This window comes from Croceifilum oryzae (genome assembly GCF_030814315.1).
Classification (GTDB): domain Bacteria; phylum Bacillota; class Bacilli; order Thermoactinomycetales; family Thermoactinomycetaceae; genus Baia; species Baia oryzae.
The window spans coordinates 32,463-45,278 of the sequence record NZ_JAUSUV010000018.1; the positions used below are offsets into that span (position 1 = coordinate 32,463).

General features: G+C 43.5%; 11 protein-coding genes. 8 read left to right on the forward strand and 3 right to left on the reverse strand.

The genetic code is table 11. The annotated features are described in order from the left end of the window. The first annotated feature begins 246 nt into the window (after positions 1-246). The 6 genes from cyoE to J2Z48_RS14835 all read left to right on the forward strand — a co-directional run bounded on the left by cyoE (position 247) and on the right by J2Z48_RS14835 (position 7,155). Entirely contained in the window at positions 247-1,176 is a 930-nt protein-coding gene (cyoE, locus tag J2Z48_RS14810; protein WP_307254781.1) for a heme o synthase, read from the forward strand. A gap of 113 nt (positions 1,177-1,289) precedes the next feature. Next, on the forward strand, positions 1,290-2,309 hold the full coding sequence (coxB, locus tag J2Z48_RS14815; protein WP_307254782.1) for a cytochrome c oxidase subunit II: 1,020 nt from the start codon (positions 1,290-1,292) through the stop codon (positions 2,307-2,309). A 55-nt stretch (positions 2,310-2,364) separates the two neighbouring features. After that, a complete protein-coding gene (gene ctaD, locus J2Z48_RS14820) occupies positions 2,365-4,257 on the forward strand; it encodes a cytochrome c oxidase subunit I (protein ID WP_307254800.1) in 1,893 nt (630 codons plus the stop codon). Beyond that, positions 4,257-4,871: a cytochrome (ubi)quinol oxidase subunit III gene (locus J2Z48_RS14825; protein ID WP_307254783.1), complete on the forward strand. Its 615-nt coding sequence runs from the start codon at positions 4,257-4,259 to the stop codon at positions 4,869-4,871. Before ctaD ends, J2Z48_RS14825 begins: the two co-directional genes overlap by 1 nt. A gap of 2 nt (positions 4,872-4,873) precedes the next feature. Beyond that, positions 4,874-5,182: a cytochrome C oxidase subunit IV family protein gene (locus tag J2Z48_RS14830; RefSeq protein ID WP_307254785.1), complete on the forward strand. Its 309-nt coding sequence runs from the start codon at positions 4,874-4,876 to the stop codon at positions 5,180-5,182. A 284-nt stretch (positions 5,183-5,466) separates the two neighbouring features. Next, complete coding sequence (locus tag J2Z48_RS14835; protein ID WP_307254787.1) at positions 5,467-7,155, forward strand: alpha-helical endospore appendage domain-containing protein; 1,689 nt, start codon at positions 5,467-5,469, stop codon at positions 7,153-7,155. A gap of 122 nt (positions 7,156-7,277) precedes the next feature. Here J2Z48_RS14835 and J2Z48_RS14840 read toward each other — a convergent pair whose 3' ends face one another. Together J2Z48_RS14840 and J2Z48_RS14845 are read right to left on the reverse strand one after the other, a co-directional pair. After that, complete coding sequence (locus J2Z48_RS14840; protein WP_307254789.1) at positions 7,278-7,646, reverse strand: globin domain-containing protein; 369 nt, start codon at positions 7,644-7,646, stop codon at positions 7,278-7,280. After that, on the reverse strand, positions 7,643-8,944 hold the full coding sequence (locus J2Z48_RS14845) for a glutamate-1-semialdehyde 2,1-aminomutase (protein ID WP_307254791.1): 1,302 nt from the start codon (positions 8,942-8,944) through the stop codon (positions 7,643-7,645). The genes J2Z48_RS14840 and J2Z48_RS14845 overlap by 4 nt, the downstream gene beginning before the upstream one ends. A gap of 121 nt (positions 8,945-9,065) precedes the next feature. Between J2Z48_RS14845 and J2Z48_RS14850 the strand changes: the two genes are divergently transcribed. Further along, positions 9,066-9,815, forward strand: a complete 750-nt coding sequence (locus tag J2Z48_RS14850; RefSeq protein ID WP_307254792.1) for a sporulation protein — start codon at positions 9,066-9,068, stop codon at positions 9,813-9,815. Between the two features lie 3 nt (positions 9,816-9,818). Then, positions 9,819-10,574 carry a sporulation protein gene (locus tag J2Z48_RS14855; protein WP_307254793.1) on the forward strand — a complete coding sequence of 252 codons (756 nt, stop codon included), beginning with the start codon at positions 9,819-9,821 and terminating at the stop codon, positions 10,572-10,574. Positions 10,575-10,747: 173 nt separating this feature from the next. Here J2Z48_RS14855 and J2Z48_RS14860 read toward each other — a convergent pair whose 3' ends face one another. Next, positions 10,748-12,550 carry a cell wall-binding repeat-containing protein gene (locus J2Z48_RS14860; RefSeq protein ID WP_307254794.1) on the reverse strand — a complete coding sequence of 601 codons (1,803 nt, stop codon included), beginning with the start codon at positions 12,548-12,550 and terminating at the stop codon, positions 10,748-10,750. Positions 12,551-12,816: the final 266 nt, after the last annotated feature.

Consider the following 12,816-nt stretch of genomic DNA (forward strand, 5'->3'; position numbering starts at 1 on the left):
GATGGAATACCATGCGAATTAAGGGAACTTCGAAGCAAGTGAATGTTATTATACGAAAATGCAGGAGAAAACAAATCCTTTCTATCTTATCTGGAAATCTTTCTGCCCTTGCACGAACATCCATCATCAACTAAAATGATGTTGGTATCAAGCGTAAATCAGGGATTGTGAATAAAAGTATTTGCTTGAAAAAGGATGTTAACAACCAGCTTCTTGGTTGGACGTAAACAAGGAGGGAGGTTTGTTATGTCAAGATCTGCTGAGAGAGTATTAGCTTCCCAGTCTCTCATGGATGTAGGTAAATCAACGTGGCGTGATTACTATGAAGTGACGAAGCCAGGTATTAATAAGTCAAATTTGCTCGCTACATTTACGGGCTTTTGGCTGGCTTCTGGTTTTCAGCATTTTGATTTTTTAAACCTACTATGGACTCTCCTCGGAACGGCATTGGTGATTGCTGGAGGCTGTGTGTTAAATAATTTTTATGATCGAGATATCGATCCAAAAATGAATCGCACAGAGACTAGGGCAGTCCCTGAAGGTCGAATTAAGCCGATGGTTGCGTTATGGTATGGCATATTTTTAAGTTTGGCAGGATTTATCGTGCTTGGCGTATTGGTCAATGCCGCTTCAGCATTCTTGGGCTTTGTTGGTTTCTTTGTATATGTGATGATTTATACAATGTGGCTGAAGCGTACAAGTGTGTGGAATACTGTAGTAGGTGGAGTTTCAGGCGCTGTGCCGCCAATGATCGGTTGGGTAGCTGTTACCGAGCGGATCGATTTAACCGCTTGGGCTCTTTTCTTGGTCTTGTTCATGTGGCAACCACCTCACTTTTTTGCGCTGGCGATGCGTCGAGTTGAAGAATACCGCGCTGCTGGGATTCCGATGTTACCAGTGATAAAAGGGTTTGCTGAGACCAAGATCCAAATGCTACTCTTTGCGCTCTTGTTGTTGCCTTCATCCCTCTTATTGTTCTTTACTGGAGCGAGTGGTTGGGTGTATTTAACGGCAGCAACCATATTAGGGGTTGTCTACATCATCCTTTCTATTAAAGGCTTTTATGCCAAGGATGATATCGCTTGGGCTAAGATGATGTTTATCTACTCGCTCATCTATCTCATGGGCATACTCTTAGTCATGGTGATTGACAAGGGAATTACATCCTTCTATTAGATGTGAACCAGTAGGGCTGATTGCCCTGCATTTATTCAATCAGTTCTTTTCAGGATTCGTGGTTATACTGAATTTATGAGAGGAACTGTCTTCAGAAAGTGAGGTTGAATGTAGTGAGCCGAAAAGGTTTATGGCGAATACTAGCTGTACTTGCCCTAGCGATGCTTGTACTAGCGGGCTGTGATTCAAGTAAAATACTACCAAGTGATGCACTCAATGTACTTGATCCAAAAGGAACAGCGGGTGAAAAAAGCTTAGACTTAATCTATTTTAGTATTGCGATCATGCTAGTGGTTTTTGCTATTGTAATGGCTATTTTTATCTATGTTTTAGTGAAGTTTCGAAAGCGTGAGGGGGTAACCCTAGATCGTTCCAAGTACAAGGATCATAATACTGTGTTGGAAATTATCTGGACCGTTCTTCCGATTGCGGCATTGGTAGCGCTCGCAATTCCGACTGTGAAGTATACCTTCGATCTTGCTGAAGTGCCAAAAGGCGACGATGTGTTGGTGGTTGAGGTTGTGGGTCATCAGTATTGGTGGGAATTTAAATATCCGAAACAAGGATTTAAAACAGCTCAAGAACTACATATACCTGTTGGAAAGAAAGTTCACTTCAAAATTACAGGTACTGATGTACTTCATGCATTCTGGGTTCCAGCCCTTGGTGGTAAGATGGACGTAATCCCTGGACGTGTCAACGAGCTTACACTTGATGCGAAAAAAGCAGGATTATACCATGGGAAGTGTGCGGAACTTTGTGGAGCGAGTCATGCTTTGATGGACTTTAAAGTGGTAGCAGAAGAACAAGCTGATTTTGATAAATGGCTTGCGAAGATGTCTGCTCCTCCAGCACCTGTTGTGACAGCGAAAGAAAAACAAGGTGAAGAGATCTTTAATAGCTCTTGTATCAAATGTCATGCTGGTATGGATCCAAAAAGACAAGGTCCAGATTTGACGAAGTTTGGTAACCGTCAGTCGATTGCGGGTGTTCTTAAATATGATGAAAAGAACCTAAAAGCTTGGCTAAAAGATCCGAAATCGATTAAGCCAGGTACGAAGATGGAGAAATTTGACTTCTTGAATGATCAAGAACTTGATGCTCTAACGCAATACTTAATGAATCGCAAATAAGACTCCTATCTTGTGAGGTAACAAAGGAGGGACTACCTTGGGAACACTGCTTATCATGATTGTGTTTGGGCTATTCTTTGCGGCGATTTTTACAGGGGGATATAATAATACCCTTATCCAACGTGCGCGTAAGACAACAGCCTGGGATTGGCTTACCTCGGTGGACCATAAAAAAATTGGTGTCATGTATTTTATGGCGGGGATCTTTTACTTTGTAGTAGGAGGTTTGGAGGCGCTCTTTATGCGCTACCAATTATTGGTTCCTGGAAATGATGCTTTTGTAGGACGTACATTTAACGAATTACTTACGATGCACGGTACAACGATGATCTTCTTTGCGGCTATGCCACTGATTTTTGGTTTGATCAACGTAGTGATGCCATTGCAAATAGGTGCACGTGACGTTGCGTTTCCGTTTCTAAACTCTTTGGGTTTCTGGTTGTTCTTCTTCGGAGCGCTTTTGACGAATATGGGATGGATATTCGGTGGAGCTCCTGATGCTGGTTGGACTTCTTATGTACAGTTAGCTTTGAATGAATATAGTCCCGGGCCCGGGGTCGATTATTATGTACTCGGTTTACAGATAGCGGGTGCCGGAACGACGATGAGTGGGATTAACTTCCTCGTCACCATCTTAAATATGCGTACGAAGGGTATGAGCCTGCTTCGTATGCCAATGTTTACATGGACATCACTGATTACTTCTGTGTTGATTATCTTTGCAATGCCTCCACTTACGATTGCTCTACTCTTATTGATGATGGATCGACTTTTCGGAGCGAACTTCTTCGATCATGTAATGGGTGGTAGCGCGGTACTTTGGGAGCATTTGTTCTGGATCTTTGGTCATCCAGAGGTATATATCGTAGTTCTCCCTGCGTTTGGGATTATGTCTGATATTTTCTCGACATTCTCTAAAAAGAAATTGTTCGGTTACAACTCAATGGTGTTCGCAACATCATTAATTGGGTTCTTAGGCTTCATGGTATGGGTTCACCATATGTTTACAGTAGGACTTGGACCTGTATCGAACTCCATTTTTGCTATCGCTACGATGCTCATTGCGATTCCAACGGGTATTAAAGTGTTTAACTGGTTGTTTACTATGTGGGGCGGGGAACTAACCTTCCCAGTTGCCATGAAGTGGGCAATTGGCTTTATTCCAACATTCGTTATTGGTGGTATGACGGGGATTATGCTTGCTGCTCCTCCAGCTGACTTCCAGTATCAAGATAGCTACTTCGTAGTAGCTCACTTCCACTATGTGTTAATTGGTGGTACAGTATTTGCTCTTCTCGCTGGTGCATACTACTGGTGGCCAAAAATGTTTGGTAAGATGTTAAGTGAGAGACTAGGAAACTGGCATTTCTGGCTCTTCTTTATTGGATTCCATCTAACATTCTTCCCGCAACATTTCTTGGGACTCTTCGGTATGCCACGTCGTGTGTTTACCTATGAGCCTAATGTAGGGCTTGAGTATATTAACCAAGTGAGTACATTTGGTGCGATCCTCATGGGAATCGGAACCATTATCTTTGCTTGGAATATGATTCAATCGTTCCGTTCCAAAAAGATTGCTGCTGCAGATCCTTGGGATGGTCGTTCGTTGGAGTGGGCTACCCAAACTCCAGTTCCTTTCTATAACTTTGCACAACTACCAGAAGTTCGCGGTGTAGATGCGTTCTGGCTTGAAAAACAAGCTGGGAATAAGGAAATGACTCCTGCTGAGCCTCTAGGTAAGATTCATATGCCATCTGGCTCTCATATTCCGTTCTTGATGTCGATTGCCCTCTTTGTGGGTGGTTGGGGCTTAATCGCTCGTAGTTGGCAAATCGGTGTCATGGGGCTACTCGCGTTTGGCGTAACGATGTTCATGCGTTCCTTCGACCGTGATCATGGATTCTATGTAAAACCGAAAGAACTCCTAGATAAGGAGGCGAAAAGCTAATGGCTCATGATTCAGTTGAAATCAAACCGGGTGTGCATCTAGAAACAGCTACTTTTGAAGGTAAAAATAAAGTAATGGGCTTCTGGATGTTCCTCGGTGCTGAAACCGTATTGTTTGCTTGTTTGTTTGGTACGTATCTAGCGCTTCGTAATCAAACCGTAAATGGTCCAAGCGGAGCTGATTTGTTTGATCCGGTCCTTGTTGCGGTGGCAACAGCGATCTTGTTATTTAGTAGCTTAACCAGTGTTTTCGCCATGATGGCAATGAATAAGCTAGATAAAAAAGGAATGCTTTTCTGGTTAGGAGTAACCGTATTGCTCGGTCTCTCCTTCCTAGTCCTTGAGATCTACGAATTTATTCACTATATCCATGAGGGTCATACCTTTATGAGTAGTGCCTTTGGTTCTTCCTTCTACGCTTTAGTTGGAACGCACGGTGCGCACGTAACCTTTGGGATCATTTGGATTTCGACGATTATGTACCAAGCTTGGAAATGGGGGATTAATACAGAAACAGCCCCTAAACTCTTTGTAAGTAGCTTGTATTGGCACTTTATCGACGTTGTATGGGTGTTTATCTTTACGTTGGTATATCTTCTCGGAATGGTGGGATAATGATGGCGGATCAAAATACTTCTAATACCCAACCACCTGAGCACAAACCTGAGAGCAAAATGAAGCATATCGTTTCATTTGGCGCGATGATCTTGCTTACCGTCGCAGCTTTCGTGCTTGTACTAAGAGATGTTGTACCAGTGGTTTGGGTACTACCTTTGATGCTCGGCTTTGCGGTGATTCAGGTTCTTTTGCAATTGTTTACCTTTATGCATTTGGATCAAAAGGGGTCCTTCTACTACATTCTCTTTATTGCTTTTGGAGTAATGGTAGCGGTTATATCGGTAACGGGACTTGTTTTCATGCCGTAGGTGCTATAGTTGATGAAAAAGCCTTTTCCTTTCGATTGAGAGGAGAAGGCTTTTTTCGTGTTTTCGTTTGGCATGTGAAGATGTGGGAAGTTTGCTTCGAGCAAGTAGCCAAACGGCAAAAACAGACTCCGTGAGACATGATACAAAACAGGAAAAAAAGTAACTGTTTTAGAAAAGGGGCTTTCTATTTATGGGTGAGTTGGAATGTGTGTGTGGCGGACGTGTTGTTCATGCATAGTTTATATTGATGTCTAACTAATCCTATATAGCAAGGAGATAGGAATATGTCCCAAGCGAATATACCTAATATTTCACCTAACATATCCATTACTAGAGAAGATGCAGTAAATTTACTACTATCATCGATTGCATTAGAAGAGCTAGGCTTAAGTCATATTATTAATGCCGAGGGAGAAAAGCTACAGTACGTTCTAGGGACTCTCCCCGGAGTATCAACCACCTTTCAACCCACGATTAGTGACTTACTTACGATTAATGAAAGTGTTCGAGACACGATCAATGTAATAGGGAAGAAAGAGTGGATTTTAAATGAGAAGCTGGAAAATGTATTAGGAACAGATGTTACGAGGGGACCAACAGGACCTCAAGGACCGGCGGGAACCACAGGGTCATCAGGAGGACCTCCAGGGCCAGCGGGAGCCACTGGACCTCAGGGACCTCAAGGACCGGTGGGAGCGATTGGAGTCACTGGGGCCACTGGGCCTCAAGGACCTCAAGGTCCCCAAGGTCCGACGGGAACTTTTGTTACAGGTGATTTCTTATTTACGGTTCTAGGGAATTCAGGAGCAAGCGGAAGTGCTCCACTTGGTTTCGGAGATACACTCAATTTTCTATCTAATGCGTTAGAGATTTCGGTAACACCTGGTTCAGCAAATGTGAGATTAGATGTGCCCACGGGAGCTTCTGGGACTATTGGGAAAATCATTAAAGCAATCATTGATGAACTTGGTCTTACAGGACTTACAGGACTGGCAGGAGCCACTGGACCTACAGGGGCAACCGGAGCCGATGGAGTAGCCGGAGTAACCGGGACCACAGGGGCAACCGGAATTGATGGAGTAACCGGAGCCACAGGAGCAACCGGAACCGATGGAGTAACCGGAGCCACGGGTGCAACTGGAACCGATGGAGTAACCGGAGCCACGGGTGCAACTGGAACCGATGGAGTAACCGGAGCCACAGGAGCCACTGGAACCGATGGAGTAACCGGAGCCACAGGAGCCACTGGAACCGATGGAGTAACCGGAGCCACGGGTGCAACGGGAATCGATGGAGTGACCGGAGCTACAGGAGCAACCGGAACCGATGGAGTAACCGGAGCTACAGGAGCAACCGGAACCGATGGAGTAACCGGAGCCACAGGAGCAACCGGAATCGATGGAGTAACCGGAGCTACAGGAGCAACCGGAACCGATGGAGTAACCGGAGCCACAGGAGCCACGGGTGCAACTGGAACTGATGGAGTAACTGGAGCAACCGGGTCTACAGGAGATATAGGGCTAACGGGTCCAACTGGACCTACCGGAGTAAATGTTGCCAATATAGTGGGTGGAGCAGTAAGAGACAACACCGCAGGGACAGTTGCTGCCAATGATTTCCTTCCATTTCTTGCAGTTAATTCAATCCCGCCCGGACAATTTACGCTAGTTGGGACAACGGGTCTTGGAGTATTGCAAGGTGGGGTTTATGCAATTGACTATACAGTTGTGTCAGGAACAATGATCGCAAACTCTCTCGTTCAGTTGCAAATTAATGGTGTATTAGCACCGAACCCTGTAGGTAGGAATACAGAAATCAGGCAAGATACTACAACTACAGCTACTACGTTCCAAAGAGTAAACGCTGGTGAAGCGATTGGATTAAGAGTATTGCAAAATCCGATTACATTCTTTTCAGCCGGGGTTGGAAATTATGATACTGTCATTTTGAGAGCCATCAAGCTCACAGATTAACAGGTTCTGTATGACTGTCAAATTTTTCTCTAAAGTGAAAAACGCTATTCTTTCTGAAGAGATATCAGGAAGAATAGCGTTTTTTGATGAATTTTACGGCTTGCATGGTTTAGTTATCCGATTTATGAATTTACCATGTGATAGGCAGACATGGCAAGTCGTGACCACATTTGTTCGCGAACGGGGCCGTGGATCCCTACTTCGTCTAGGGTCTCGTTCATACAAGCAAGCCATGCTTCTGCTCGCTCGGGAGTAATTTCAAATGGCATATGCCGTGCGCGTAGCATGGGGTGTCCTTTTTTCTCCGTATATAAGCCAGGACCGCCAAAGAATTGAGTAAGAAACATATATTGGTTTTCAATGGTTTCGGTTAGGTCTTCTGGGAAAATCGGATCGAGTAGAGGATGTGCTTTGACCCTCGGATAGAAGGCTTCTACAATCTGGCGGATGGTAGGTGCCCCTCCGATTGCTTCATAAATTGAATGACTCATTTGTGTGACTCCATTTTTGAGAATGAGATATCGACAGCTTTCAAGGTTTCTGCAATATCTTGATCCGTATGAGCTGTAGTTAGGAACCAAGCCTCGTATTTGGAAGCAGCTAGATAAATCCCTTGTTCCAGCATGAGACGGAAGAATTTTCCGAACTGCTCGCTATCTGAAGTTTGGGCTGTGTCGTAATCGAATACTTCTTGATCTGTAAAGTATACGGTAAGTGCTCCGCCAAATCGATTTAGCATGATTTGCACCCCATGTTTATCAGCAGAAGAACGAATCCCTTCTTCTAGCCGAGCGCCCATTTCATCTAGTTGCTGATAGGTGCCTTCTTTGCTTAATTCACGAATACAAGCAATTCCCGCGGAGATGGAGAGGGGGTTACCTGCCATCGTTCCCGCCTGGTACATAGGACCCATAGGGGCGACTTTATCCATGATGTCTCTACGACCACCGTAGGCTCCGATTGGAAGTCCCCCGCCAATGATTTTTCCGAGTGCGGTTAGATCAGGCTCCACTCCATATAAATTCTGGATTCCTCCGTAGTGAAAGCGGAATGCGGTGATGACTTCATCATAGATGACTAAACCGCCGGCTTGATGGACAAGCTCATTTACCTGTTCTAAGAACTGAGGGGCGGGAGGTACGATCCCAAAGTTTCCAACGAGCGGTTCTACTAACACGCCTGCAATCTGATCGCCCCATTTAGCAAGAGCTCCTTTCAGAGCGGGGATATCGTTGTAAGGCACCGTAATCACTTCTTGCGAGATACTAGTTGGAATTCCAGCACTATCTGGGATTCCGAGTGTGGACGGGCCAGAACCAGCGGCAACGAGGACCAGATCAGAGTGTCCATGATAACATCCCGCAAATTTTAGGATTTTATTGCGCCCCGTATAAGCCCTTGTTAGGCGAATGGTGGTCATCACGGCTTCTGTTCCGCTATTTACAAAGCGAATCTGTTCCATGGAAGGGATCGCGTCCCGAAGCATAGTAGCAAATTCAACTTCTTTGGAAGTAGGTGCGCCATATAGGATCCCATCGATAGCTGTTTCCTGAATGGCTTGTGTGACAGCTGGATGGGCATGTCCTAAGATAACAGGGCCAAAAGCCGCTAGATAATCAATATATCGATTGCCATCTTCATCGTAAAAATAAGCACCTTCTGCTTTCTTCATGAAGACAGGAGCACCGCCACCTACTGCTTTAAAAGAGCGAGAGGGGCTATTCACTCCTCCTACAATCACATCAAGTGCCTGTTCGTATAATGTAGTAGACGTTATTCTTTTATTCATAAATATTCTCTCCTTCTCCTTGTCATTGTAACGAGAAACAGAAGAAAACGGAAGTCGCAGGCTGTGTTATAATTCCATTGACATATGAATTGTTTTTTGATGATAAAGGAGAGAGTCAAAGATGCTTCGTAAGTGGATCACCAGTGCCGGATTTGGCTCTGCTAGTGTGGATACCATTTTAGCAGATAACCGCTTTTTTCCCGGAGATATATTAAAGGGAGAAGTGGTCATACGAGGTGGAAATACAGATCAAGATATCTCAAAAATTGAACTAGCTTTAGTTGTCCAATATAACAAAGGTGGAAAGAAAGTATCGCATATATTTAAAAAGTTTCCACTTTCCGATGCTGTGATGATTGAAGCAGAAAAGAAGAAACGAGTTCCATTCCAATTTCGAATTCCGGCGGAGATTCCGATGTCAGAGGGACGTTACCCTATTTACCTAAAAACAATGTTAGATGTTAAGCTGGGCGTAGCTCCAACAGATTCGGATCGCATTCATATCTTTCCTTCGCCGATCATTCAAAAAATCTTACGAGAAATTGAAGAGGCTGGATTTTTACTTTATAAGATTAGCAATGAATACGATGCTGAGGTGAAACCACATCCTTTTTATCAAATGTTTCAATTTAAACCGATTGGCTCGTTTCATGGGTATGTGGACGATTTTCTTGTCATTTTTACCTACGACGAAATTGGCTTACATATGGAAATCGAGATGATTCGTACAGCTAAAGTGCTAACCAGCCAGTTATACTGGGAGCATAAAAATCCAGAGTCCACTCTGCAAATGAATGGACAAGCCGTACCAGAAGACCCACTACATAAGATTCGCAAAATGCTAGGTAACAGAAATAGGAGGGAGAAATAGATTATGTCGATTTTTGGAAAAACATTAGCAAGTATGGGCATCGGAGCAACTAAGGTAGATACACGCCTAGAGAAATCAAGCTATCGCCAGGGAGACTTCATTAACGGAGCTGTTTACATACAGGGAGGACAAGTAGAGCAGAAAGTAGATGATATCTATCTTTACTTAGTAGTCCAGTACCATCACGAAGGCAATAGTGCAGAGTATGTGCTTGACGAGTTCCGGATCACGGAGCCATTTGTGATTGGTCCGAGTGAGTCCAAAGAGATTCCATTCGAGTTTCAACTCCCTTATGATGTCCCTGTGACGACAAGCGGTTGCCCTGTTTATCTGAAAACGGGTCTCGACATCCGGATGGCAAAAGATCCCGGTGACGTGGACGGGATCGAGATCACACCTCACCCGCTCGTGCACCAAATGATTCAACTAATCGAAGAGATTGGATTTGAATTAAGAGGCGTCACAGCCGACTTTGAGCATTATTACACACAACAACCCTTTGTGCAGGAGTATCGCTTTAATCCACTGTTGCGTTTTCAAGATGTAGTCGATCAGATCGTTGTCGTATTTACCCCACACGACCACGAAGTCGATATTATTTTAAAAGTGGACCGTAAAGCTGTGGATTTGATGACTTCGATGGAAGAGGCGCTAGATTTAGATCAACGGATGACCCGCTTTGTTGTGACTCAGGCTGAGTATGAGTCGGGTCAGTTGGCGAGAAGAGTGGAGAGTTTGATTGTGAAGCAGATTTATTGAGATGGTAGTCACTATAACGGAAGATAATGGTGAGGTTAGGATAGAGAGGTTGCCTCCTACTCCATGATTCTCTTATTGCTAGATGTGAAATAGAAAAGAACTGCAACCTGACGCGGATGCAGTTCTTTTCTATAAGGTCATATGTGATTGCGTTAAGAAATGATTAGTAATACTTATTGTAGGTATTTCAGTAATCTATCTACTAAGGATTCCGTAACGACTACATTGCCCCCTTGGATAAACAACTGATCTACCTTTTTATCACGGCCCCGTTGTTCATCTAGGTACTGCAGTACACTGGTTGAGAAGGAGTCTTTTGGAGTGAGAAGCAATGTGCCTTTATGTTTGGCAGCAAGTGGTGCTCCTAAGACTGCATCGATATGAATGGTGCCAAGTGGCTGAGCAGGGTCATTCTCCCCGTTTGCTAGGACGATCGTTCTAGCATCGGTTTGGAACTTTTTCGCTAACTCAACTCCAGACTCATAACGTGTGAGGGTTTTCCCATCTCCAATTCTCTCTACCGTATTGCCAGGAGCGAGATCGCGTAGTTCTTTTTCTGTGTTTGTAACAACAATCGTAGGGTCATCCACAATCACAAACTTCTTATACTGTGGATATTTTTTGAGAAAGTCTTTCACGTCGTCGTGGAGCCCTGTGTCTTTTGCATAGAGAAGAGGCATCCCTTTTTGAATCGATATATTCATTGCTTGTGTACCTACAGGACCGAAATTGCTACTGGTGATAAGAGCAGTATCTGGTTTTGTACCTAATTCATTCATTTTGTTAGTGAAATACTCAGCAATTTTCGCATTTGTTTGGGCAGGATAAGCTCCAGCTATGCGAACAGGTTTAATTCCTAAATCTTGGATGGCTTTTTCCACATGAGTAGACATTCTATCCGAACCCCCTAGAATATAGGCTGTTTCGGGCTTTAATCGAATGATCTCTTGCTTTACTCGATCTGGCAGTAAACCATTTTTTCCAGTAGGAGTTAGCAAGATGGGAGCATTGTCGAAGTGGGATAGGACCGCTCCGCCTTTTATATCGTAATAGTCATCTTGTCCGGTAATAATGACTGACTTGACTCCATCTGGATGTAAGGCTTGGCTGGTTTTAATTGCTGTGTCATATTGATCAGAGCCATTGGTTCTGAGGAGACTTGGGCGAACGATTTCGACTACACGAGTGATCGAATTCCCACTTTGGCTAGATGCTTGGAACTCATAGTTGCTATAAGCAGGTGTGTTTTTCTGAATGCTATAGCTTTCTTGAAAGGCATTGCCAACAGGAAGGTTACGGACGGAACCGCTTTTGCCTTGTTCCTTCAGGGTTAATGAAGTGGTATTCGTTGATGTGCCTTCAAACGAAAAGCGTACATCTTGCACGGCAAGTCGATAGGATTCATGAATCGGACTTTCGATTGCTGGTTTGGTAAGCTTGATCTCCGGAAGGTTTGTATCCGGCTTTTCGCTAAAGGATAGCTGGGATAGTGTAATAGAGTAGAGCATTTCTCCCTTTTCCACTACTAATGCATAACTTCCTGCAGGGAGTGTATCTCCTGTTTTATATGTCTTTGGATTACTATCCAAAGTAGAAATAAAAGCACTCGGTGCTTTTCGTTCTCCTGAAGAAGTTAGGTTAATCGTTCCTTCACTCGTTGTTTCAAACATATAATAATGGATTTCTCCCGTATGTAGGTACGCATTGTAAGAAACAGGATTGGTGTAAGGCTTTTGATCTGTAGCAGACTCAGTAGAACGTTTCTTTCTAGAATTTTGCTTCTTACTCAGATTTTTCAAACCTTCTTTCCAATTCGAAGTTATGGGCTGTGGCAAAGAAGGCGTATATGAAGCTTTATCTGTGGGGCGAATGAGAGAGCTATTTTCTTGGGCAAATGTACCCATTGGGAAACATAGTGCTGTTAATAAAGTAGCAAGTAGTACTATGCGTAATCCTTTCGATAAACGAATAAACAATTTTTCCATCTCCTATATACATCTTTATAACTCTTTTATAAATCTACATGATTATATCTAAATTAACAATAAATAATATAAATAATAATTTTAAAAAAGGGAGAAATCATATATAATCCTTAATGGGTTAATTTATGCGAAGGAGAAAGAGTAACAGAATGAATAAGAAAATTCGAATATGGGTTAGCATGATTGTCGCCATTGTTTTATGGACAAGCATGCAACCTTTACCTGCCTATGCGGTAGATTTTATAAACAATGAGTAT

Excerpts from the sequence above, each read along its gene's own strand:
- J2Z48_RS14830 (WP_307254785.1), top strand. The coding sequence starts at position 4,874 with ATGGCGGATCAAAATACTTCTAATACCCAACCACCTGAGCACAAACCT.
- cyoE (WP_307254781.1), top strand. The coding sequence starts at position 247 with ATGTCAAGATCTGCTGAGAGAGTATTAGCTTCCCAGTCTCTCATGGAT.
- J2Z48_RS14845 (WP_307254791.1), bottom strand. The coding sequence starts at position 8,944 with ATGAATAAAAGAATAACGTCTACTACATTATACGAACAGGCACTTGAT.
- J2Z48_RS14835 (WP_307254787.1), top strand. The coding sequence starts at position 5,467 with ATGTCCCAAGCGAATATACCTAATATTTCACCTAACATATCCATTACT.
- J2Z48_RS14840 (WP_307254789.1), bottom strand. The coding sequence starts at position 7,646 with ATGAGTCATTCAATTTATGAAGCAATCGGAGGGGCACCTACCATCCGC.
- ctaD (WP_307254800.1), top strand. The coding sequence starts at position 2,365 with ATGATTGTGTTTGGGCTATTCTTTGCGGCGATTTTTACAGGGGGATAT.
- J2Z48_RS14850 (WP_307254792.1), top strand. The coding sequence starts at position 9,066 with ATGCTTCGTAAGTGGATCACCAGTGCCGGATTTGGCTCTGCTAGTGTG.
- J2Z48_RS14825 (WP_307254783.1), top strand. The coding sequence starts at position 4,257 with ATGGCTCATGATTCAGTTGAAATCAAACCGGGTGTGCATCTAGAAACA.
- J2Z48_RS14855 (WP_307254793.1), top strand. The coding sequence starts at position 9,819 with ATGTCGATTTTTGGAAAAACATTAGCAAGTATGGGCATCGGAGCAACT.